Annotated in this window: 13 protein-coding genes and 1 pseudogene; 2 read left to right on the plus strand and 12 right to left on the minus strand. The window is 50.4% G+C overall.

The genetic code is table 11. The annotated features are described in order from the left end of the window. Positions 1–196 precede the first annotated feature (196 nt). From GON22_RS19795 to GON22_RS19810, 4 genes and pseudogenes are all read right to left on the minus strand, one after another. Positions 197–2,113, minus strand: coding sequence for an RICIN domain-containing protein (locus GON22_RS19795; RefSeq protein ID WP_160397849.1), 1,917 nt, complete (start codon positions 2,111–2,113; stop codon positions 197–199). Between the two features lie 465 nt (positions 2,114–2,578). Beyond that, positions 2,579–6,892 (minus strand): annotated as a pseudogene (locus GON22_RS19800) (pullulanase); the annotation flags it as partial. A gap of 241 nt (positions 6,893–7,133) precedes the next feature. Further along, the gene (locus GON22_RS19805; protein WP_160397851.1) at positions 7,134–8,930 is read right to left on the minus strand and encodes a sensor domain-containing diguanylate cyclase; all 1,797 of its coding nucleotides are present in this window, start codon (positions 8,928–8,930) and stop codon (positions 7,134–7,136) included. 227 nt (positions 8,931–9,157) lie between these two features. Then, positions 9,158–12,916, minus strand: a complete 3,759-nt coding sequence (locus tag GON22_RS19810) for a discoidin domain-containing protein (protein ID WP_160397852.1) — start codon at positions 12,914–12,916, stop codon at positions 9,158–9,160. A 429-nt stretch (positions 12,917–13,345) separates the two neighbouring features. On the opposite strand from GON22_RS19810, the gene GON22_RS19815 reads away from it, so the two are divergent. Beyond that, a complete protein-coding gene (locus tag GON22_RS19815) occupies positions 13,346–13,819 on the plus strand; it encodes a copper amine oxidase N-terminal domain-containing protein (protein ID WP_160397853.1) in 474 nt (157 codons plus the stop codon). A gap of 160 nt (positions 13,820–13,979) precedes the next feature. Continuing rightward, entirely contained in the window at positions 13,980–18,413 is a 4,434-nt protein-coding gene (locus GON22_RS19820; RefSeq protein WP_160397854.1) for a DUF7507 domain-containing protein, read from the plus strand. A gap of 72 nt (positions 18,414–18,485) precedes the next feature. Here GON22_RS19820 and GON22_RS19825 read toward each other — a convergent pair whose 3' ends face one another. The 8 genes from GON22_RS19825 to ctaG form a co-directional block, all read right to left on the minus strand. After that, positions 18,486–18,656, minus strand: coding sequence for a hypothetical protein (locus GON22_RS19825; protein ID WP_160397855.1), 171 nt, complete (start codon positions 18,654–18,656; stop codon positions 18,486–18,488). A 69-nt stretch (positions 18,657–18,725) separates the two neighbouring features. Then, complete coding sequence (locus GON22_RS19830) at positions 18,726–20,042, minus strand: ABC transporter permease (RefSeq protein WP_160397856.1); 1,317 nt, start codon at positions 20,040–20,042, stop codon at positions 18,726–18,728. Then, positions 20,035–20,937, minus strand: a complete 903-nt coding sequence (locus GON22_RS19835; protein WP_160397857.1) for an ABC transporter ATP-binding protein — start codon at positions 20,935–20,937, stop codon at positions 20,035–20,037. Before GON22_RS19835 ends, GON22_RS19830 begins: the two co-directional genes overlap by 8 nt. Further along, on the minus strand, positions 20,934–21,836 hold the full coding sequence (locus tag GON22_RS19840; protein WP_160397858.1) for an ABC transporter ATP-binding protein: 903 nt from the start codon (positions 21,834–21,836) through the stop codon (positions 20,934–20,936). The genes GON22_RS19835 and GON22_RS19840 overlap by 4 nt, the downstream gene beginning before the upstream one ends. Positions 21,837–21,838: 2 nt before the next feature. Continuing rightward, a complete protein-coding gene (locus tag GON22_RS19845; RefSeq protein WP_160397859.1) occupies positions 21,839–22,231 on the minus strand; it encodes a GntR family transcriptional regulator in 393 nt (130 codons plus the stop codon). A gap of 33 nt (positions 22,232–22,264) precedes the next feature. Further along, positions 22,265–22,987: a hypothetical protein gene (locus GON22_RS19850; protein WP_160397860.1), complete on the minus strand. Its 723-nt coding sequence runs from the start codon at positions 22,985–22,987 to the stop codon at positions 22,265–22,267. 192 nt (positions 22,988–23,179) lie between these two features. Further along, positions 23,180–23,641 (minus strand): DUF420 domain-containing protein, encoded by a 462-nt coding sequence (locus GON22_RS19855; protein ID WP_160397861.1) that lies wholly within the window; start codon positions 23,639–23,641, stop codon positions 23,180–23,182. A 42-nt stretch (positions 23,642–23,683) separates the two neighbouring features. Next, positions 23,684–24,592, minus strand: a complete 909-nt coding sequence (gene ctaG, locus GON22_RS19860) for a cytochrome c oxidase assembly factor CtaG (RefSeq protein ID WP_160397862.1) — start codon at positions 24,590–24,592, stop codon at positions 23,684–23,686. Between the last annotated feature and the right edge of the window lie 94 nt (positions 24,593–24,686).

Genomic DNA, 24,686 nt, shown 5'->3' on the forward strand with positions numbered 1-24,686 from the left:
GGATAAGATCATTCATATTCATTAGGCAGGACCCCTTTACGGTTAATATCTGTTACATCCATAATACCACCCCGTAAAGTTTCATTGTGCATTAGAATTTGAACACTATTAGACAATCTTGCAACACTAATATTCCCGCATTTAAATTAAAAGGAGCAGTTGCTGCAGCAACTGCCCCTTGCTCCACATGCTTAAATTATGGCGTTTGGAAGGTGAACAATTGATTGTCGCCTGCGCCACTTGCCCACTGTACAACAGCAGCGCCGTTAGCAGTGGAATTGTTCGATACTTGCAATGCTTTGCCGCTGTTTCGGTTAATGATTTTGTAATAGCCGTTGCCTGCGGAAACGAGCTGCCACTGCTGGTTGTTTCCACCGCTTCCGGAGACCGTCCACTGTTGGACTTTTGCACCGTCTGCCGTTGAGTTGCTTTCCACATCTAGCCCTTTTCCGCTGTTCTGGCTAATAAGGTTGTAATAACCGTTGCCTGCATCTCTCAGCACCCATTTCTGATTGCTGCCACCTGTATAATCCCATTGCTGAACGGCTGCTCCGTCTGCTATTGATACGTTGCTGACATCGAGTGCTTTGCTGCTGCTCTTCGCCGTGATCCGATAAGTTCCGCCTACGGCTGGCGTAACGCCCGTGTCAATCGGGCCGGTACCTGTAGAGCCAGAACCTGACCATTTGAAGGTAATCGCGCCTTCGGCTGGCACTTGATACGTAAACGATTGGGAACCCCATTGGATCTTCACGCTCTTCGCACTTGCCTGGCGGTTAGAAAGGATGAGCGCGATCGAGCCATCCGGGTTTTTGTATGCTACATCCTCCATGCTGTCCTGGAACGTGTTCGTATCGATACGAGCAGCGCCTTGATCGACGAATTTGCTGCTATGGCCAAGACCGTAGTATTGCGGATTATAGGACACATTGTCTGTGGAATCAGAGCGAATCGTAATCAAGCCACGGTTAGTGCCGTCAATGCCAGCCAAGGCAGGCCCGCCATTTTGATCCAATGCGATGTTCCACATGATGTACGACTTCGCCCAATTTCGTGGGAAACGGATCGTGTGCATAATCAAATCCTGGAACATCCCTTTATTCGTGCCGCCGCCAATCCACGTGCCGCTGCCGCCTTCCGTGAACCAAATGTCTTTGGACGGATACTGGTTGTGAAGGGCCGTCAGGTTCGAATGGCTTAGATTCGAATAATAGTGGAAGGCGCTGCCGCTCACGTAATTCGAAGCGCTGGAGTTAAGAACTGTAGACGCATAGTTGATATCGTCATAGTTGTGGTCATATGCCATGATTTTGGTGTTGAGCCCGTTCTGGGAAAGCTTTGGCCCAAGCACATTAATAAAATTAATCTGCTCATTGGCTGACATGACCATCCCTGGCCAGTTCGGGTTAAATTTCGGCTCATTTTGAACGGACATGGCATAGATCGGCGTTCCCTTCGCGCTGTACTGCTGAAGGTATTTGACCAGATAGTTGGCATAAGCTTGATAAGCGTCCGTGCGCAGTGTACCGCCCGTGTTGCCGTTCAGCCCTTTATTCGTTTTCATCCATGCAGGAGGGCTCCAAGGTGCAGCGAACAGCTTGATCCGGCCTTTGTTCACATTGTAAGCCTGGTCCAGCATTGGCCGAATATAAGCGTCCTCTCTCCAGAGCGAGAAGGAATTTAAATTCATGTCGTCTACATTGTTAGTCGTATCGTCATATGTCCAGGATTCCCAGTTAAAATCGCTTGCGCCGATCGGCTGGCGAAGCGCGCTAATGTTAATGCCGGAAGGGCCGAACAGACTGTTCATGACCTCTGTCCGTTTGGAAGCCGAGAGCTTATTGGCGAGCAGCCAAGCGGAGCTGTCTGTAAGCGATGCCCCAAAGCCGTCCATCGATTGGTAGGTTGTTCCATTATTTACGTTAATCGTGTAGTCCGCGCCGCTGCTGGAGCTCGCGAAGTTAACATCGGATTGCCGGGCAAGCCAGGTATTGTTATTCGGGTTCGTTAGCCAAACCTGTACCGCCTCTCCTGCTGCATGAGTCGTGCCGGGCAGTGACGGGACGGTCAGTGCCAATGCAGTAAGTACGGTGACAATCTTTCTTTTCATCATCGTTTTTATAATCCCCTTCCAGTGTTTTTGATAGCAAGCTTCACTTTGTATGCGTTTACAAAAATTCGCCTTGCCAATGGCCAATCCGCGCAAAAAGCCAAACCGCAACATTGCTAAACTCCTGTACATATGGCTAACACAATGTTAGCGAGGTGCAACAATAATGTAAACGATTTCAAAACTAGTCTTGGTAATACTTCTGCTTTATCAGTATCCACCTCCCGAAAATATACAGTATTGATAAGGGATATTGAGCTGTTGAAGGTAAAGCGCGGATGAATTTGATAACAAACACATCCTATCATGCTTTGAAATCGATTTCAATGGCAATTCATGAAGAGATTGCATAAAATCACGAAAAAATTGTTGTGTGTTGAGAAACACCCGTCCCTCAGAAAACAAAAAAAGGGCGTCCCTCAGCCGTCTTGGCTTTCGGGACACCCCCTAAAAATGGCGAGCTTTGTCCTAGAATTTCTTCAACAGATTATAAATGGCTTGTGCGCTCTCGGCGCGCGCCATCGTGCCCTTCGGCATGAATGTTCCATCTGTGTTGCCTTGAATGAGGCCAAGCGATGCAGCAGCCTCAACAGATGGAGCTGCCCAAACGCTAATCTGCCCCTTGTCGGAGTACGTAAGTGATCCCGAAGCAGCTGGTGCTTCCTGCCCGGTCTTCGTCACGTATGCCCGAACAAGCATAGCAGCCATTTCCTCACGGCTAACCGTATCGTTCGGCGCGAACGTCTTATCTGTACGCCCTTGGACGATGCCTAGCTTGCTTGCTGTAGCAACGTAAGGCGCATACCATTTGCCCGCCGGAACATCGGTGAAGGCAGTTGTTCCCTCGGCTTGAATGCCGAGTGCACGAACGAGCATAGCTGCAAATTCGGCACGTGTTACGTTTGCTTTCGGCGCAAATTGCTGATCGTTCACGCCTGTTACAATCTGCTTCGCAGCCAATGCCTTGATTGCTTGCGAGGCCCAGTGGCCCGCTGCGACATCTGTGAAGGATTTGTCGTATTCCAGAACGGCATACTTGCTGAAGTGCGATACTTGCGCTGTAGCTTTATCCCCAGCCAAGCTGCCTCCGATGTACGCCAGATCTCCGTTATCGCTTACGTGATAGATGCCCGCAAGCTCTCCGTCAGCATTCGCGTTCACATTAAAGGCCAGCGTAATCGGTTGGTCAAAGGCACTAACCTTAATCGTCTTGCCGTCCTTCGTGATGATGCTTAAGCTAAACTCGTAAACCAATGAAGCCGCATTTACTTTCGTTTGGCTGTCTTTTGCTTTGTCCAGCAGTGCCTTTGCTTCTTCCGCCTTCAGCGGCCTTGCTTCCAGCACGATGCGCGCGCCGGATGCTTCGCCTGCAGGAATGCGTGCTTGCAAGGAAGCAAGCAATTTATTCGGCAACGCAATCGTTACGCCACCCGCTGTGATCTCAAGATTATTGCTTGCCAACACAGCCGCAGCATCGATCGGCAGGCTTGCGCCATGGAAGCCATCTTTCAGTTGAACCGTAACTTTGCCATCAATGCCTTTAACAAGGTCGTTAGCATCCACCGACTGAATATCAGACGCTGCTGGCGTTGTCGGTGTTGTTGGCGTTGTCGGTATCGTCGGGTTCGTTGGTGTCGTTGGTGTCGTTGGTATCGTTGGTGTCGTTGACACGCCATCCTTCACTTGAATAATGACAGCCGTTAGCGGATCAATCGTAATCGATTGGCTCGTGAGCGTGAAGCCCGACGGAGCGGTTACGGCTTGCACGCCAGCCTCATCATTATCGACGAGCACGGTGCCTACCGTTAAGTTCTCCGACAGTGCAAGCGTTCTGGATGAGCTGTCTCCATTAACGAACACATAGTACGTGCCGGTGCCATCTGTTGCTTTATTTTTGTAGCCAATGACAAGGTCTTGTTCCTTAATATCCTTGGACTCGATCAACGTTACGTTGGAATTCACAAGATCTCTCTCGCCCAAACGGAACGCATCTGTATGCTTGCGAAGCGCCAATAAGCCGGATGTGAAAGATTGTGTGACGTGGTTAACCGGATATTGCACGGCATTCGTCGCCTTCTGCCAGTCGAATTTGTTGATTGCGTCGGTCGAATCATACGAGTCGTGAACCAGATAACCGACCGTAACGTCGTTCTGATCCTTGAGCTCATGATACTTCTGCTCCGGCACGCCTGCCCCAAGCCATTGCTTCGTTCTGCCATATTCTTGGCCCGCATGCAAGAACGCTGTGCCTTGCGACGTCATCATGAGCAGGTTGCCCAAGCGTACGCGCTTATGAATTTCCAAGTTGTTCGCCGGAATGGACGGATCCTTCTTGATCGATTGTGCGATAATATCGTACAGCGGCAAGTTATCATGTGCCTCGATATATGGCACCATATCGCCCGGATCGTCAGCAGGCGTATTGCTTGGCTGTGCCTTAATGTTGCTAAGGATCGTCTGGATGTTTCTAGCGCCGCCCGTCAGGAAACGTGGCTCGCCTTCCGATCCGTAGCCAGACTTCAGCTCGTTGCGGATTTCATCGGAAAATACGCCGACACTGTCCGTCTTGTCCATCCAGTCTTGCGTTGCGCCTTTGCCTGCCAATGCTGGATCAGCAATATCGCCTTTGAACGTTCTCCAGCCTTCGCCGATGAACAATAAGTTCGGATTGATGACTTTCGCTGCATCGTATGCATTTTGTACAGCTTCATACGTCGCATCACCCATCATGTCCCAGCGCATGCCATCGATCTTGTACTCGTTGAACCAATATTTGACGGAATCGACCATCAGCTTCTCGGCCATCTTGTGCGTCGTCGCCAGGTTGTTGCCGAAGTCGCCTAAGTTATTGCCGTTCGGATCCTGGAAGCCGTAATAGTTAGGCACAATGTCGTTGAGGAAGCTCGCTTTGGCCATATGCGTATACACAACGTCGAGGATAACGCCCATGCCCTCATCGTGGACAGCATCGATTAATCCTTTGAGCTCCTTAATGCGAAGCTGTGGATCCTTGGCATTCTCCGAATAAGCGCCATCCGGCGAGAAATAGCTGTGCGGGTCATAGCCCCAGTTGTATTCATTGTTTAGTGTCGAATACTGGTCTTCACGTTCGCCCATGCGCGATTCATCGCCATAGTACCATGCCATAACAGGCATTAATTGAATATGGGTAATGCCGAGCGATTTGAGATAAGACAGCTTATCCTTAAATGCGCTGAATGTGCCGAATCGTGCATTCAAATCGCCTGCAATCGTCGGATCAGAGGTAAAGTCCCGAACATGCACCTCGTAAACAATCGCATCTTCACGCTTCTTGTAACCGTCAATATGGCCAAAGTTATAGTCAGCCGAAGGATTCGTTCCGCTCAAGTCGACAATTGCCGCTTTACCGACATTATCGCCATCAGGCCCAGTCTCTCCTTTGGTATTGACAGTGAACTCTGCCATCGACTTCGCATAAGGGTCAAGCACCTTCTTGGTTACGCCGTCATTCGTTACATCGTACTGGTAATAGTAGCCCGCCAAATCAGTAATTGCAGGGTTGCCTAGATCTGCTGGAGCAATCGTCGCCGACCATACGCCTTGCGCACCCTTCGAAAGGCTTACGCTGCCGACGAGTTGGGTGGAATCGTTGCGGTCATACACGTTCGCCGTGACTGTGCTTGCTTTGGGCGCCCACAGCTTCAAGGCAACGCTGCCCGCATTATAAGTTGCGCCTAGATCATTGCCATCGTAGGCGTACATTTGGTCTAGCATCCGCCAGCCCGTGGATGCTGTCACCGTAGTGCCCATGTAAGTTACGCTGAGCGGCGCATTATCCAGCACAATGTTAGCCGTAACGCGCACCGTCTTCTTGTCATCATTAAGCGCGACTGCTTGAACGTCGACATTAGCGCCATTCTTATCAACGATCGTGATAGCGGACTTCAAATCATCTGCCGTAACGCCGTCCGTTAGCGTAAACCCGAGCATCATCTCTTGGTCAGACAATAGTTCGGCAGACAGAAGCCCCGTCGCTTGCTCCCAGTAAGGGGAGATATACACCGTGTTGTCGTTTTGCTTAACCCATACTTGATTGTATCGGTCAAGCAGCGAGAAGGTGTGGTCTGCTCCGTCTTTATCGCCTGTTGTGCGATTGACGACCACGAAGCCTAAATTCTTCGCCTGATTTAACAGTGGAACGTCGATATAACTGCCATAACGGTCTGTGTTCTGGAAGGCAGTTGCACCGGAAGGCCAACCCGCAGATGGCGCAGCTACATCGTTAAACAGCCACAAGCCGAAGCTGCTTTGCGCCTGGTCGTCCCTCACATAGTGAACGCGGACCGTATTCGCCGGAAGGTCCACGGGCTCGTAGTAAGAAACTTGATCGCTGCCTTGCTTGATCCAAACCTCATTCACTTCCGGTTTGCTGATCGTGACGAATTTGTCTCCACCATCCTTGGAGCCGTCGTTGCGATTCACAACAACGAGCCCTACTTTTTTGGCATTCCCTGCAAGCGGGATGTCCAAGTATGCGCCATACGCATCTTGCTGGGCACCTGAGAAAGCAGTTGCGCCCGACGGCCAGCCCGCAGACGGTGCAGCGACATCGAACCACGACCATATCCCAAGATCCGTGTACGCAGCATCAGCCCGAGTATAGTGAACGCGAAGATGCTGATCCGGCACTGGACCCACGCCAGCGTTTGCTTGTACCGGAATCGCTCCGAATATGGACCATAACATCGCAGCAATAAGTAAAAATGATAGCGTTTTCTTTTGTTTTAACGCGACATTCATGTTTAAGGCCTCCCCAGTCTCATGATTACTTCAAATCACCTAAAGTTGTGCAATCGTTTGCAATTCAAGCGAAAAAGTTAGACCTCCCCCTTGATCCAAGAGATGAAAGCGGTTACCGACTCTCATCTTAATGCAGAAATGGGCGATCGTCAAACTATTTCCGTTGTTTTCTGCCAATTAACATACAATTAAAGGCCGTTTTTCAAATTGCGACAACGTTTGCACAAATGAGCCGGTGAATTCAATCCGTATACACTTGGTTCCTCCCCCTTGATTTTGCCTGATACAAATGCTTATCTGCCAGCTGAACGATCCCCTTCTCCTCTTTATCCCCATCCAAAACCGCCGTCGCCGCGCCGATGCTAATGGTAATGAAGGGCGCAACCTCTGAGCCTGCATGGGGGATGCGCAGCTGCCGAATCGAATCGCACATCTCATGCGCGATCCTCCCCGCCTCAACCTTGCCTCTTTGCGGCAAAATTACGGCAAATTCTTCTCCGCCATAACGCGCGATCAAATCGCCTCTCTCAGCGTTCAAACAGGTTTGAATCGCATTAACGACAATTTGCAAAATTGAATCGCCTTGAATATGCCCGTAATGATCGTTATAGCGTTTGAAACAGTCGATATCGATCATAAGCAGCGTGAACGGCGTTTGTTCTTCTATGCTTAAGGCAAGCTCGCTGTTCAGATACTCATCAAAATGCCGTCGGTTAGAGGCCCCAGTAAGCCCATCCACCATTGACCATTCCCGCAGCTGGCGATTGAGCTCCTCCAGCTTTGCATGGGAAGCTTCGATGGCTGAGGTACGTTCACGCACTTTGCGGTCCAAGCCTTCGTTGAGCTCGGCAAGCTCGATTGCTAACTGCTGCGCCATCTTGAACGAAATTGCAAGCTTCTTCGATAAGACGAAAGAGAAACAAATGATAAAGGTAGCGACGCCCACGGAATAAATCACTTGCCCCGTAGAAGAGAAAATGAAAGCAAATAAATCAATTGCGGCGGTCAGCGTGAAAAATGAAAACCCGGCCAGGGCGTATTTCGCCCCCTCCTTCTTGCGGAGCGTCGCCCATACGAATACGAACAGCGCATAGGCAAGCGTGAACACGACGAATAACTGATAATAAACTAATATGCGGTAATAGGTGTCCACGTTTACTGCCAGCGTGATGCCTGTGTAGGCCGTTGCCATGCCGATTGTAAGGAGCGTGACCTTCCGGGAAGACTCCTCGGGGAATAGCTTTTGAATGAATAGCGCCATTAGCGGAACCATTACATAAAGCGTGATATACTCGAGCTTCATCTCGATTTCCCATGGGAAATCCGGAACGAGCTTGGTCAATAGCACATCTCCGGTTAACGTATTGCGGAATGCGGCTGTCAAACAAAACAAACCAAACAAAAGCAGCGAAGCATCTTTCCGATAAAACATCCCTAACCCGATATGATAGATGCCAGACAACAGAATCATGCCGAGCACGATATACTGTTCCGCCAGCTTCCAATTGTGACTGTTCTGGATAGCCGCGGCAGATCCGTAGCCGATTGGCTCCCACATCCCGCCCGCATAATTGTCGAAGTTCGAGATTTGCATCACGATTTGCACCTGCTCCGACTGTGGGGAGAAATAGACGACGTTCGTTTTCTTTTGCGGGATGCTGCTCTCCTCATCCGTCCCCACCTGGCCACTTGTGCCAACCAGCTGATTGTCCACCCATATTTTATAATTGGAGTACATGACAGGCAGAGTGAGGGCTTTGGCTTGCTTAGGATCAACGAGTTTCAACTCCAATACGAATGTGGCAAAACCTGTGCGAGGCAAGTTGTCCGCTCCTCGCTTATACTGGTCCCAATTGCTCGGCATATCGATATAACCTGTCAGGCGCCCCGTTCCGGATTGAATATCCGTAGGCTCTAATAACTGGCTCCAATAGAACGCCCACTCCCCGCTCAAATCGATTCGTCCCTTTGCGGCCGCTTCATATTCCGTCACATCCATCATGCCCTGCACCGCCCTGGGTACTTCATCGGATTTCATTATCGATCCGGAGCATCCCGCCAGCATAACAACAGTGATAATAAGAATTACAATTAGAGGCCATCTACGCTGCCCCATCTTGTCCCCTCCCCTCACGCGCCCACGTGTTGAGGATTCGACAAATTTCACCATATTCCTCCATGGTTCTTCCATTGTAAAAATAAACAGCTTGCCCGGATATCCGAGCAAGCTGTTTATTGGTTTAGAATTTCATGCTGTACCTATTATTACCAGTTGTTGCCTGCACCTTTTGTAATGACGAAGTTCGGGCAACGGTCCGCGCCGTATACCGCTTGAACGCCAGGGTTGTTGATTTTGACGTTCGTGAAGCTTGCTGCGCCGACTACAGGGCCTTGGCCTGCTTCTGCACTAACAACGAATTTGATGCCATAACGGGTTGCATTGTTAATGTTGATGTTTTCGAAGCGGATGTTGGACATTGCCAGGTTTTCTGGCGATTTCGTTTGGAACATCAGGCCGTAGTATACGGAGTTGTTGATGTCCACGTTTTTCACCAAAATGTTTTTCAGCGCACGGTCGCCGCCGAAGATCCATACCGCACCGAAGTTTTGGTAGTCATTGATCTTGTCGTCTGCACCGTTGCTGGTCCAGAAGTCGCCGCCTGTACGGTCGAGCGTGATGCCGTCAAACACGGAGTCTTTGTCGCCAAAGCCAAGCGTGTTGTAGCCGAAGCTCAAGCTGCTGATCGTAAGGCCTGGGTATGTCAGCGTATCAGCCGCGTACAGGTTTTGGTACAGGTTATCCGAACCGCCGTATGCTGCGAATGCCGCTGCGCGGCGTACGCAAGTAGCCGTCAGGTTCGTGTACTTGTTGCCTACATTGTACGAACCGCCAGCATCTACTGCACTGAACAGCGCGAAGGAATCATCGCCCGTGCCGCGTGCGTAGTTGTTGTCGATAACGTTGTAGGACGAGCCGTTCGTCATATTGATGCCGTCAGCGAACGTGTTTTTAATCCGGTTGTCTTTGAACGTGTTGTATGAGGAGTTAACGCCCCAGTACAAGCAAATGAAGTGCTCTGCCCACACGTTTTGGATCGTTACGTTTTGCATCCCGTTACCGTCGATGAATTTGCCCGGACCATCTGTTCTGTACACATAGTTGCCCCATGCGGATAGGTCTTTGATCGTCGTGCCGTTAGCCGTCGAAGCGATGTTGAAGCCAACATCCGTGTTCGACTGGTCTTGTGGCGCTACCAGTTTCGTATGCCATGGGCCTGCGCCGATAATTTCCGTTGCACGGCCATAGAGGAAGATTTTCGAGTTGATCGTCCATTCGCCAGCAGGGATGAAGATACCCTTCTTCGTTGGATCTTGGCGGAACTCGTTCAGTGCCGTTTCGATCGATTTCGTAGCCGAAACTTGAACGTATTTCGTTGGATCTGGGTTCGTTGCTGCTGGAGCAACATTTTCCGTTTCAATCATATCCACATAGATCCATGAAACGTCGCCTGCATCTTTTTGGATTTTGATTTTCGTGCCTGCTGGGTAAACCGTGTCGAGCATCAGTTGGGAATCCTCGTACAGCCAATATGCTTTGGAACCTGTGTTGTCATAACCAAGACGACCGAGCGTGCTTGGCGTTGCGTACAGGTAGGAGAACTTGGACGACACGTTGAATTTGCCTTTGTTTACGCCGTTAGCATAGATGGTAACTGTGCCGTTCGTGTTTTCCGCAACAGCGTTACGAAGCACGAATGCGTTCGCCGGAGCCGTCAGCGTGAACTCAACATACTCGCCAGTTGCATCCAATTGTACAGCCGAACGGCCGGATGCTTCACCTGCAAAGTCGCCAGGCGTGAAGTTAGGGGCAAGCTTCGTTCCGTTCGTTGCATTGGATGCTGCTTCAGCTTCCAAAATGGTGAACGGCATGTTAGCGCCACGGCCAACGTACAGGCTCGTCGAGCTTGTGTTGTTCGTTTGTTTTGCTGCGATTTCGTTTGCATCAGTTGCAACCGTTGCTGTAATGGAATAGCTGCCGTTAGCTGCTGTCCATGTGCCAACGTTTACGTTCACGGAATCGCCAGCTGCCAATGCGCCGCTGTACGAACCGTTCAGCGTCGAAATCGTCGTGCCTGCCGAGTTTTTCAGTACAACCGTAATGGCATGCGCACCACTAGCGGAAGCCACATTGCCTTGGTTTTTCAGGTTAACGACGAACGTAGCCGTGCTGCCTGCGCTTGGGTTGCTCGGAGTCGTAGACGCCGAAACGATCAAGTCGGAGCTTGCTACTGGCGAAACCGTCAGCGACGTCGCGCTCGTGAAGCTGTTGTTGTTCTCATTTTGCTCAACAATTGCGTTATTTTCGTCCACTTTCGCTGCAACTGTGTACGTGCCCGCGATTTTCGCGCCAGCGTTCACCGATACCGTTGCCGAAGCGCCTACTGCCAACGCGCCGACAGGAGCGGAGCCAACAAGCGTGTTGTTCAGGTAGAAGTTAACGGAAGTAGCCAGCGAAGCAAGCGTACCGTTGTTTTTAACCGTTGCATTCAATGTGATGTCGTTCGTTTCGATTGGGGAAGCTGGCGTCCAGTTCAATCCCGTAACCGTCAGGTCAGGGTTTGCGCCCGGCGTGCCATATACTTCGAACTCTGCGATTTGGCCAGCGCCAGAACCCGAGTTCGCCGTAATGTTCAATTGCAAGCGCTTAACTGTTGCTGTAACCGGAATCGTAACTTTGTTGCCCGAAGCCGGGTTGAACGTGTACGATTGCGACGATACGAGGTTGCCGAACGTCGTTGTGCTTTGGTCATGGCCAAGCACTTGGATCGTTTGCGTACGCGTGCTCCATGCAGTGGACGGGTTCAGCTTCAGCACGATCGCCGTCACGTTATGGTTCGTGCCGAGGTCCAGCGTCAGCGTGCTAGGGTTGCTGCCGCCTTCCCAGTACGTGCTCGTATTGTTGTCGTTGGCATTAGCTGCCACGAACGTTTGCGTGGCGGAGGATGCCGTGATCGATTTGCCAACCGCTACGTTCGTGCCAGTTGGGTCCGGATTTGGATTCGGGTTTGGATCTGGATCCGGGTTCGGATTAGCCGTCGTTGCTTCAACCAGGATTTGGTCCAGGTTCACGTTGCCGGAATCCGTCGTGTCGTATTTGTAAGCGATTGTGTTGTTGCCAGCGTTCAGCGCGACAACTTCCGCTTGTGTGCCCCAAGTGTCCCAGTTCGCCAGGTTTGCCAGCGTCGTCGTTTTCACTTTCGTGCCATTTACGAGTACGCTCAGCGTTTTGCTGCCGCCCGAAGCGTTCGCATATTTCAACGTCGAGTTGTAGTTGCCCGCCGTTGCAACGTTAACCGTGAAGGTCGTCGTTGCGCCTTGCGTCCAGTAACCATCAACGAAGCCTGTACCAGCATAGCCAGTATGGTCCGTGTTTACTTTCGCTCCGCCAGAAAGTGCAGCGGACTCCGCTTGGTACGAACCAGCAGGTACTGGATCCGGATTTGTCGTTCCAGCCGTACCGTAAATTTCGAATTCAGAGAACTGCGCTGCAGGCCAAGCTGTGTTAGCCGTCACGTTCAAGCGAACATAACGCGTGTTAGCCGCCGCAAAGTTAATCGTTACCGTATTGTTCGATACTGCAGGATTGAACACATAACCAGCGGAGCCGACGATGTTCGTGAAGTTGGAGCCGTCCGTACTGCCTTGCACAGCCAGCGTTTGCGTACGCGTTTCCCAGCCAGCAGGCAGCTTCAGAACGATTTGGTCGATGCTCGCCGCAGCGCCCAAATCGACTTGAACCCATTGCGGGAATGCGAAGTTCGCGCTTTCCCAGTACGTGCTTTGGTTGCTATCCCTTACATTGCTTGGCGCATACGTCTGTGATTGGCCGCTCGCCGTTACATTTTTGCCTAACGCTAGATTCGTTCCGCCAGCAGCCGAAGCCGACTTAGCCGGACCTACAACAAACAAACTCGAAATCAGCATGGTTAAGACCAGTGACCATGCTACATACCTGTTACGCATTAGAACCCTCCTTAGAAATGTGGTAATCCAGAAAACGAATGAACCTTGAGTAATGCAAAGTTGGCATCAGGTTAAAAGTCATAACGTCTCTAAGATGTAAGCGTTTACGAAAATGCACTGTGCGTTATTCCCCTCCTTTGCCGATGAAGAAAATGCAGCGATCCTCCTTTCGTTTGGCGGTACATCACCATTATAGTGATTGGGCAACTTCCCAATAAGAAGCAATTCTACGGAAGTTAGGAGTGATGTTATGGAGGTGGGGAAATCGAACGATACAAAAAACCGTGCAAAGGGATTAGGTCCCTTATGCACGGCTGCCATGTCCCCCAAAATTTCTGTGTGTAACTTTTTAACAACTTTTCAAGTCTAAATGAGAGTGCTGTCCGAATGGCCAACACTCTCTATAATTTCTTTTAAGGAGTGCGAGTTATGGGAAAAAGAAATGTTCGATTCATTGTTGTTATGTTAGTTTGCGTCTTACTTTCAGGCATGCCGTCGGCGCTAGCAAGCTCTGTTAAACCCGATGCAAACGGAGCTTATCATCCAACCATTTATATAAATGGCGAGAAGCAGGATTTGACAGGCACAATTCCCCCAAGCGGTTCTACACTAGTGCCATTTAGAGCATTTTTCACCGCTCTGGACGTTGAACCCCAGTTTGATAACAGTACCAAAACACTCACCGCTAAGAGCGGAGATATTACAATCACCTTAACGGCTGGAACAAAGATTGCTGCGCTAAATGGCAAGAAGGTGACCCTGCTGCAAAGCCCAGTTATCGATGAAGGCGTGATATACGTGAACCTGCGCTTTATCGCTGAATCTTTCGGCGGGATTGTTAAGTTCGATCAGGACACCTTAACAATATACATCAATTTCCCAATAGCAGAATCAATCAACTGAAACTATACCGGTACCGGATCGATGATCGTATATGGGGCATCTGCAACTGTGCAAAAAGAGCGTCCGGTCCGGTCCGGTCCCGGCCGAAAGCAAAGAAGCGAATAAGCGAAAAATACTTCTCATACCTATATATTAAAAGGAATATAAGGGATGTGATGGAATGGAACCGTGTCCTTTTCAAGGGCCTGGCAAACAAAATCCGGCCTTTATCGGGGGATACGATAACCCGCGCCCGACGAATGATCCCAGCGATCCGAATTATTGGATTGGATCTGGTGAATCGGTCTTGTTCGACGCAGCTGCCAATGGCGGCACTGGCGGAGAGGTTATCATTAATGACCTCATTCGAATTTCCAAGCAAGCCACTCTAGAATCATCCGAGGAATGCGATTGCATCGCAACCGTGACCGTCGATATTGAAGCAAAGCCTGCGGCTTTTCAATATTTTCCGCCGACACCGCTTGATGTCGTATTCGTCTTGGATGTCACCTCCAGCATGATGAAAGATGCTAGCATGAAATTTGTGCAAGCGAAACGCGCTCTTATTAATACCATCAACCAGCTATGGGCAGCCAACCGGAATACGACCGTCACTATTGTGCCCTATGGGCGCGATGCCTTTGTTCCTGTTCCCAGCCCGGCCACTGGATTCGGCTATGATTATGTAGGCACACTCTTCCAATGGAAACGCAGCTCTGCGCCGCCTGCCTCCTTTCCCTCATCGACATACTATATTGGGCAGATTCTAGGTTACCGCAATCAAAGCAACGTCAGTACGACCGTATTAACGGATTTTGTTACCCAGACAACCCCCCGTGCAGCAAGTGCGGTGCAGAGCCTGTACAACTTTTATAACTATTACAAAATTACTTATAGCGACATCTACGATGCTTCCGGCAACCCGCTCCCTGATAATGTCCTGTCCACCTATATTACGAATGTGTACAACGCTCAACCATCCGCATACACAAGCAACCAGATCGTTAAAGTCGCTGCTAATGCTCCGCTTACTGCTATCGAATTACAATACAGCATGGATGAAGACGGGTATGCCAACAATTCCATTTTGCAAAATCTTGTATGGGCCGTTCCCTATTCTGAGGATACCGACACAGAGGCCGGGCTTCAGGCAGCATATAACCTGTTCAAGACGCCGGGCTTTGCCCAGTCCGAAGACATTTTCCGCCGAGTGGTCATTCTGATTACGGACGGCCAAGCAAACCGCTCGATTAATCCGGCGTTTCCGGCCACTTATGTCCAGCCGGGCGATACGGATGCAACCTTTTTCCCAGATGTGCCTGGTGAACCATGGAAGTACTTCACTTACCTGCTGCAAACACAAGCCCAATTAGTCAGGGAGATCACCTCCCGCTCCTCCACCTTTGACGAAATCATTCTCGCTTCGACTCGCGCGCAATCGATTTCCGATCAACTAAAAAACCCGCTGGACGGCAATACACAACTATATGCCTTGGGCATTGATATCGAAGCACAATCTCCGGGACCCTATACGAGGGACGATGTCCTTAACTTAATGAAAAGCTGGGTATCTGCCCCTTCTTATTTCCGGGAAGCAATCACGACCGACCCAGATGCGATCAATACGTTATTGGCCCAGCTTGTTAACGATGTGTTATCCCTATATGCCGGCTGCAAGCTAGTGCTGCAGGACGTGATCAACAATGCCTTATTCAGCTACGTCCCCGGTTCCATCCAAATTCGTGGCGTTCGCGATGGCTTAAAGCTTCGATCGCCTAACCAGCCTATCATTATAGACCCGGCAGACCCGGATTTTACGGTATATCCCAAAGCCCCGCTGCTGCCGGACGTTAGCGACGCTACTGTCGTGAACGGTACAATCGCTATTGATTTCGGCACAATGCCTCTTGGCATGCTGTCAGCGGGCAGCTTAACGACAGCTACGCTAACTTATCAGGTGGAATCGAATCCTTTTGCCAACGGCAATCACCTGCACACGAACACAGACAATCAGACGTTTATCTCGTTTATTGAGCCTAGCCATTTGGTTAGTTCACTCTCTGTGATCGATTATTCCGCACCGCCGAAACAATTGTTTTTCCAAACGCCAATCGTTGCCTGTACTTGTACGCCTGTGCCAGGCCTGACCTTATTAAAGGTCGTAGACCGGTCGGCTGCGGCGCCGCTTGATACGGTCAATTATTCCATCCAGCTTACGAACACAGGCACGCTAGCTTTGACTGACATTACAGTGAATGATCCGACGCTCGGCATCCGTTTTGTTGTCCCTATCCTTAATCCGCTGGAAACATCCGTTAACACGTTCCCTTTTACGATTCCCGCAGGTACGCCGGCTGGCCCATTTAACAATACTGCTACAGCGACGAATAGCAATTTCCCTGAACCGCTTACTTCGACTGCAACCGTCAATATTTCCCTAACGCCTTCCCTGCTATTTTCCAAAACGGTAAACAAGCGCGTCGCTGCGCCAGGCGAAACGGTCATCTTTACGCTTACAGCGGTCAATAACGGGAACGTCGATCTGGTGAATGTCCGTGTAACGGATGCTTTGCTTGGCATAAGCACCACCATTGCGCGGATTGCTGTTGGTGCGACTATAACCTCAGACTTCCCGTACGTGATACCGGCTGATGCCCCGATCGATTCGGTCATTCTGAATACGGCGACGACCGTTGCGGATAATCTTCCGCCAATTACGGTAGGCGCGTCGGTTGTCGTAGCTGCTGTTCCGAGGCTGCAGATTGAGAAAACGCCGGATCAAACAGAGGTGCCGCCGGGTACGATTGTGAACTTTACAATTGCAGTAACGAACAACGGAAGTACGCCGCTCACCAATATAGCCGTTAATGATCCTGTCATTGGGTTAAGCACCGTCCTGCCAATTTTGCAGCCGGGTGAAACGACAACGATTATTTTCCCATCGCTGATCCCATTGGAGACAACGGCTAAAGTCTATACCAACACCGTTACAGCCATATCTGATCCGCCGCCAGGTTCGAGCACGGTGCCAACTGCACAGGATAACGCTCAGGTCCAGGTCGTAACAAAGCCAGCCATAGGGGTACGCAAAATTCCAAACCGAACGACCGTCCCGCCGGGCGGCATTATTGAATATGAGATCAGCATTGCTAACTTCGGCAATATCCCGCTAAGCCCAACACGCATCGTTGATCCATTGCTTGGCGTTGATTTGCTAACGCCTGGGCTTGCAGTCGGGGAAATTCATACGGCTACCGTAACCTATCAAGTGCCTGCAGACGCACTGATCGGCTCCGTTATTGATAATGTTCTGACTGCAATCTCGCCAGAGGCTGGTGAAGTGCAAGTCGAGGCTATCGTAACAGTCGTTGGATCGGGGCTAGCCTTGTCCAAATCGACAGACCTTCGTGTAGCCATGCCAGGCGACATCGTACTATATACCATTTCGGTCACCAATCTGTTAACGGTTCCGCAGACGAACGTCGTCTTATCCGATCCTTTCCTTGGCCTTAATGAGATCATTCCCGTATTAGCAGCTGGCGCTACCGAATCACGCACCATTCCGTTTTCCGTTCCATCATCAGCTGACGGTACCGTCATACGCAACGTTGCAACCGTCTTGTCCGATCAAACGCCGGTTCAGCAAACCGAGGCGCTTCTCGCCGTTCAGAGTGAACTCTCATTTGCCGCGCTTGAGGTGACCAAAACCGCGGACCGGAATTTTGTGTCGCCGGGCGCTTCCGTCATCTATTCTGTATCCGTCACGAACACCGGGCCTTCTGCCGCTACGAATATTGCAGCCACCGACGACCTTACTGGGACAACGATTATTATCCCTTCCCTCGTGCCCGGTGAGCGTAAAATCGTTACCTTCACCTACAAGGTGCCTGAAGGAACGGTTCAAGGAACGGCGATTCACAATGTTGTTACGGCCACATCGCCCCAGAGCGATCCGCGTACCGCGGAAGAAACGATTTTCGTCGCACTGCCGCAGTTTTTTCTCCAGCTTACCAATGTGGTAGATAAGCCTGTCGTTCCGCCAGGCACACTCGTTCATTTTACGATTACCGTCACGAATATCGGTCCGTTTACCCTCCATCAAGTGCGAGTCGTCGACAACTTGACCGGCCTTAGCGTAACGCTTCCTGAATTAGCTCCAAGCGAGAGCCGTGCTTTCGTCCGGCCGTACCAAGTATCCTCTGCCGCTGTAGCCGGGCAGTCGTTTACAGACATCGCTACCGCTTTCTCGAATGAAACGCCGTTCGAGCAAGCGCCCGCAACGACCGTGGTCATTACGATTGCTGATTTCACCATCGGCAAAACCGTCGACCGGCCAGTTGTGACCGGCGGCGAGACTGTCTTTTTCACGATCCGGGTTCAAAATGTCGGGAACGTCGATCTTGTCGATTTTACACTCGAAGATGCCCTGCTAGGCGTAAGCGTGCTGACGAAGCGGTTCCGAATCGGTTCGATTATTACGATCCGTGTTCCGTTCGTTACACCGGAAGTGGAGGACGACACCATCATCGTTAACACGGCAACTGGCCGCGCTGATGCGGCAGGGCCGAAAGCTGCTGAAGCTTCTGTTCTTGTGCTGCCGGAGGATGAGGAATAATGCAAGCCTGCCTTTATCAAAAAAATAGCCGGGCATCCGCAATCGGATGCCCGGTTTTCATTTTCTATTGAACTAGGCCCGTTGCCCAGTTAACTTCACTTTCAAAAGCCCTGCAATACAGCCTACTGCACCCATCCCCATCATCATGCCTTCTACGAAGCTATTCATTTCCACGCCAGAACGCGTTAGCACACTCGGCAGCAGTACCAATACTATCCCTGCAAACAATAATCCTTGTTTCATTGTCGATTCAACTCCATTCGAGTATTAATAGCCCCATAAACCAGGTCTCACACCTTCGGTCCCTGCCGATTAAAACTTATAAGCCTTCATCGCCTTGCGAAGCTCCTTAAGCGTCGGGCGCTTGCCGTACATCAGCACGCCCGTGCGATAAATCTTCGCTGATAACCAACCTGCTGCCCCCGTCGTAATAACAAGAATGATTAATGAAAGGACAACCTGCCACGTAGGCGGATCAACCATGCCAACGCGCAGGAACATAATATACGGCGTGAAGAACGGAATAAACGAAGCGACCTTGATCAGCATGCTGTCCGGCGCATTCAGACCGAAAATTCCGATATAGAAGCCGCCTAACGATGTGAACATGAGCGGCATAACCGCTTGGCCGAGCTCCTCCGTCCGGCTGACGAGCGAGCCGACGCCCGCATACAGCGTTGCGTAGAGGAAGAAGCCAATAAGGTAGAACAACAATGCATAAATGTAGAGCGAAACCGGAATATCGCTCATATGGATGCCCAAGTCATTCAATGGATTTTCGTTATAAGGCAGTGATAGATTCACCGCGATAACGGCGACATAGAAGAGAATCTGGGATAGCCCGACGAGGAAAATCCCAAGTATTTTGCCAAACATCTGCTTGAGCGGCGAAACGCTCGTAATGAGCACTTCCATGACGCGCGAGCTCTTCTCCGCCGTTATTTCCGTGGCAATAAGCTGGCCTGTCGTCATAATGGACATGAATAGCAGGAACAAGATGATATAAACAACACCGTACATCGAGGCTGGGCGTTCTTCGGCTTCTTCTACGGTTGAACCCCCGTCTTCCCCTACATTGATTTTTACGCTGTCAACAATCGCTGGCGCGAACAACGCTCGTTTTTGTATATCATCTAACCCTAGCCCTTGCACGGAAAACTCCATCTTAATAGCTTGCAGCGCCGTTTGAAGCGTTGAAGCTTCCGACGTGTTGTATTCATTTTCCGATTTAATGATCATTTGCGGGAATCCGCTTGGCTGATCCTCTTGGTTGAACGTGACGTATGCATCAAGCTCACCCGCCGCAAGCTTGTCGACGAGCGCTTTCTCATTCGCCTCAGGCGAGCCTTGATTGTTCACTTTAACAAACTCGTAATCCGGCTCATCCTGCTTCTTGAAGTAGGTCTCCAACTGCTCCCCGATAGTAGATATTGACGAGCTTGCTTCTTGCTGCGTCGAACCGATATATCCAACCTTATCCGGCGTATTCGAGCTAAATTGGCTAATTAGATACGGCAGATTCACAACGACACTAAGAATGATTGCAATAATAATGCTCGAAATGAGGAACGCTTTCGTTCTCACCTTATTCCGAATCGTAAAACCGACGACTGTCCAGAAATTACTCATGGCGATCACCTACCGTCTTAATGAATATTTCGTTCAAGGTCGGCTCCATAATTTCGAAGCGCTCGATATCCGACTGGCTAATGGCATGGTTCAAAATGCGCTTCGCCGCCGCTTCCGACGCAATCCCGATCTCCGTCACATTCTCATGCTGTTTCACATAACGAACGCCTTCGATGGAATCCAGCCCCGTCACTTCTTTGCTTGTAGCTAACATAACGCGCTCTCTCGGATACTCCTTCTTGATGTCCTTCACGCTGCCCTGCACAACCGGATTGGACCGATGCATAATCGTGATATTACGGCACAGTTCCTCGACATGCTCCATCCGGTGCGTGGAGAACAGGATCGTTTTGCCGGAATCACGCAGCCCCTTAACCGCTGCCTTCAGCAGCTCCACATTAACCGGGTCAAGCCCGCTGAACGCTTCATCAAGAATAAGAATTTGCGGATCGTGGATAACCGCTGCGACAAACTGAATTTTCTGCTGATTGCCTTTGGACAGTTCCTCTACTTTCTTGTCGTAATACTCCATCACTTCGAACTGCTCCAACCACTTGCGCAAGCTAACTTCCGCCGCTTTCTTGCCCATCCCGCGAAGCCTCGCGAGGTAAATCAACTGTTCAGACACCTTCACCTTCGGGTACAGGCCGCGCTCCTCTGGCAAATAGCCGAGATTATGGAGCTGCTCCTTGCTATATGGCTGCCCGTTATATTGAATCGATCCTTCATCCGGATAAATAAGGCCGAGCACCATGCGCATCGTTGTCGTTTTGCCTGCGCCATTCGCGCCCAGCAGCCCGTAAATCTCGCCTTCACTTATGTTGAAACTCAGCCGGTTAACCGCTGTTTTCTCCCCATACTGCTTATAGATTCGATCGATTACTAATGGATTCATAAAAATGCTCCCCTTCGCATCAATAGTTCAAGAATATCATCGAGCTGCAGCGTCTGGCGTGATGTGATCGAATGCCCTGCCTCTTGCAGCGCCCGCTCGGTTGCTGCGGATTGCTCGGTTACGATCCGGTATATGCCGCTTCCTGCTTCCGCACATTCGACGACACCTGCCATTGCCGCAAGCTTCGCCGCCGCATCTCCCGCCTGTACGAACAGCACTTGCCATTGCTGGAACAATTCATCCTTCTCATAGATGCCCAGCACCTGTCCCCTTGCCATAAAGACAATATAGTCGGCTAGACGCCTCACTTCATCAATGATGTGAGAGGACATCACGATCGTCCGGTCACCTGGTTCCATGTAGCGGTGAAGCAGCTTAATCATTGACTTCCAAGCAATGGGGTCAAGCCCCGACGACGGTTCATCAAGCAGCAGCAACTTCGGCTTGTGTGCCATAATGAGCGCAAGCTCGTATTTGCGCCGCATGCCTTTGGACATTTTGCCAAGCTTAAGCGAATCGTCCACCTCGAACAGCTGCAATATTTCTCGATAGAAATTCACGTCCCACTGCGGATACCAACGCCGTACAAAAGCCGCTTTCTCCGTACCACGCATGCTGTCGTCTTCTCGATTCGCTTCCTCCGCCAAATACCCGAGCTGCCGCTTCAATACCCGGTCATCGCTCTCTCCAACCTTTTGTCCAAGCACTTGCATCTGCCCGGCAGTTGGCTTGGCTAGATCAAGCAGCAAGCGGAACGTTGTGCTTTTGCCCGAACCATTAGGTCCGACGATCGCCGTCACGAAGCCTTCTGCTATATCCAGATCAAGCGGTCCCAGCCGAAAATGCGCCTGCTGCTGCTCAACGCCACGCATCGTAATTGCCATTGCTGTCGTCTCCATCGTCAGGTCTCCTTCCACTTATCTTGCATAACTTGCTGAAAAACCTTCTCCATCTCGCTGCGCGTTAGCTGCACCCGCAATCCAGCGTCGATTGCCGATTCCATCGCATCAACGACTGCAGCAGTACGATGGCGGTCCCTGTCTTCTTCCTGTACGCTCGCAACGAAGGTTCCCATGCCTTGGCGTGTCCGCAGCAGCCCCTCCGCCTCCAAATCCTGATACACACGGCGCACCGTAATGACGCTGCATTTCAACATTTGCGCCAGCTCGCGAATCGATGGAAGCAGCGTTCCATTCTCCAATTGCCCGCTTATGATTAAAGCCCGGAGCTGCACCTCGATCTGATGGTACATCGGTTCGGCACTATTCTCGTTTAAGTTAATCGGCAGCCACACAGCCACACCTTCTTTGTTGTAAAATAACTCGTTCTAACGATTGTATTTTCTAGCGCTTAATCGTCTCACTAATCCCCAATAGCTGATTGCACAGAGGGATGCGCCTAACAGCAATGCACCTGCCGTGTACCACCAGTTGCCCGACTCTAGTGCTTTCAATATCCTTATCGAGAGCGCTTCCTCATTGCTGTTCACAAGTGTCGGGATTAGGAAGTAAATCACGACATAACCTAATGACACCAGCGTGTAAACCTTGCCGCTAAACCCTTGCTCCCAAAACGTGTACGTCGCCCCAATGCCCATTGCATAACCAAACCAGGTTAAGCAGTAGCCTAGGTAAGGCATAATCCCAACATGCTCTTGCAAGGAAGGCGAAATCGCATACTGTGCAGCAAAATAGATAAGCAAAGCTGTAAATAAAATGCCGAATAGTTGAATCTGGCGAGCAGCTACGATCTGGCGAACCGAGATCGGCAGCATGCGCCAATGCATGATTTTATTCGTGAAGCTGTCCTCGCGCCATGCCCTGAATAACGTACGGTTCATCGGGAATCCGATCACTGGCAAAATCGCTAACTGCAGAAAATCGATTGCCCAGCCATAGGGGAAGGATTGTGATGGATCGAAAGCATCCCGAAAGAATGGGATCGTCATCACTAACATATAGCCGATGAATACTAAGATGAAGAGCAGCCCCACCCAATCCTTCTTCCACTCATGCTTCGCAATGTGCCAAGCACCCTGTAAGTCATTCATCCCATCGTCTCCTTGCCTTGATGTGCTTACTGTATATATCTTTATACACAGTATAATCATACCTCCCCATAATGTCAACCCTATCCATTTTAATCATTTGTTAAAATCAAAAAGAGCCCTCTTCCGCCGCGCTGTATGCGCTTTGAAAGAGAGCTCCTGTGCAATTAAGCGGCTATGCGCCACTTCATTTCATTAACCAAAGATAGCATCCAATACTGGTTTCGTATGGCCGCCTGGATACATGACGTACAGCAGCACGTACACGGCTACGCCAGTTATCGCTGTAACAAACCAAATAAGGGACGTTATCTTGCCCCACTTGCGGTGCTTCTTGTATTTCTCCTTATATCCCAGCGTCAACGTCGTGATGCCGAATACAGCTGCAACCGTCGCCAGCGTAATATGGAAAATAAGAAATACAAAATAGTAAGGCTTCAAGCTTTCGGGACCGCCCCACTCCGTATTGCCGACAAAAATCGTGCGGCTCATGTATACGATAAAGAATGCAGTTGCCGCGACTGCTGCCCAAAACATTACTTTCTTGTGCTGGTCCAGCTTACGCACGATCGCTAAACGCCAGCCAAACGCGACGAGAATCGCACTGATTACGATGAACGATGTACTAATCGTAGGAAAAATATTGTACAGGGACATGTTGTTCCACCTCACTCAATTATGTAACGCACAGCAGCATGTTTAGCTCACTGGTTGTGTATCGGCATTCGGCATATCAGGGGCATCATCATCGGCATGTTCACGCTTGTACCAATGGAAGAAGATATAAGCGAGAATGAAGCCATACAACACTTCCTGCAGCAGTTTCATAACAATGCCGCCTGTCTGTTGGTCCTCCAACGGAGAGAACAGATTGAAGAATGCAGGGCCATTGAATTTCTCCAGCAGAACCGACGGATCACCTGACATACAATACCCCATCGCCTTCACCCAAACGGCAGGATCGCTATAAACCGCATACAGCGGTGAGCCAGCGAAGATGATTAATGCGCATGCAGGCGTTAACAGCGCACCGTTAGCGAACACATAAGCCATCTTGCGAAGATCGGTTAACCGGCCCCACTCTGGCACAGGGCATGTCACATGGAACCACATCATGAACGATGTAATGGTCAGTACAACATAGAATAACCGGTGGACCGAGTAATGGGTCATGACATAATCATGCACATGCGGAATATGGTACAGGGAAAACACCATATTGAATAACACGAGACATAGAATCGGGTGCATCAAACTCTTAAACCGCTTCCAGAACGATGCTTGGAACAGAAGCCGCCACATATAAGACGTCGTGCCAAGCAGCACAAGCGGCGGGACAAGCAAGTACGAGATCGACATATTCAACATATGGAACGAAAACATCATATGCCCCAGCAGGCTCAGTGGTCCGCCCTGGGACAGATAAAACAAAATTGCGCCTGCTAGGAACGAAGTCTTCTGCCAACCGCTTGTCGACTTCTCATGGGGTGCATGCTTGCGCCTATATGGCCCATCGACATAAAAATATAGGATGACAATCGCTGCCATCGCGAATGCGAACAACGGGCTCCATTGTTCTCTGAAGGTGAAATATTGCAAGCCGAGCATGGATAACACCTCTCAATCGTTCATGTAAACCTGCCCGGCTTTCGCCGAGACAAGCCTAGTATAGCATAAGCCTTTGCCATCTCCTACATGGTCA

It is taken from the genome of Paenibacillus sp. MMS18-CY102 (genome assembly GCF_009789195.1).
Taxonomy (GTDB): domain Bacteria; phylum Bacillota; class Bacilli; order Paenibacillales; family Paenibacillaceae; genus Paenibacillus_T.

Bases quoted from the DNA above. Each gene is read 5' to 3' on its own strand.
- GON22_RS19795 (WP_160397849.1), bottom strand. From the start codon at position 2,113: ATGATGAAAAGAAAGATTGTCACCGTACTTACTGCATTGGCACTGACC.
- GON22_RS19805 (WP_160397851.1), bottom strand. From the start codon at position 8,930: ATGAAATCCGATGAAGTACCCAGGGCGGTGCAGGGCATGATGGATGTG.
- GON22_RS19810 (WP_160397852.1), bottom strand. From the start codon at position 12,916: ATGCGTAACAGGTATGTAGCATGGTCACTGGTCTTAACCATGCTGATT.
- GON22_RS19815 (WP_160397853.1), top strand. From the start codon at position 13,346: ATGGGAAAAAGAAATGTTCGATTCATTGTTGTTATGTTAGTTTGCGTC.
- GON22_RS19820 (WP_160397854.1), top strand. From the start codon at position 13,980: ATGGAACCGTGTCCTTTTCAAGGGCCTGGCAAACAAAATCCGGCCTTT.
- GON22_RS19825 (WP_160397855.1), bottom strand. From the start codon at position 18,656: ATGAAACAAGGATTATTGTTTGCAGGGATAGTATTGGTACTGCTGCCG.
- GON22_RS19830 (WP_160397856.1), bottom strand. From the start codon at position 20,042: ATGAGTAATTTCTGGACAGTCGTCGGTTTTACGATTCGGAATAAGGTG.
- GON22_RS19835 (WP_160397857.1), bottom strand. From the start codon at position 20,937: ATGAATCCATTAGTAATCGATCGAATCTATAAGCAGTATGGGGAGAAA.
- GON22_RS19840 (WP_160397858.1), bottom strand. From the start codon at position 21,836: ATGGAGACGACAGCAATGGCAATTACGATGCGTGGCGTTGAGCAGCAG.
- GON22_RS19850 (WP_160397860.1), bottom strand. From the start codon at position 22,987: ATGAATGACTTACAGGGTGCTTGGCACATTGCGAAGCATGAGTGGAAG.
- GON22_RS19855 (WP_160397861.1), bottom strand. From the start codon at position 23,641: ATGTCCCTGTACAATATTTTTCCTACGATTAGTACATCGTTCATCGTA.
- ctaG (WP_160397862.1), bottom strand. From the start codon at position 24,592: ATGCTCGGCTTGCAATATTTCACCTTCAGAGAACAATGGAGCCCGTTG.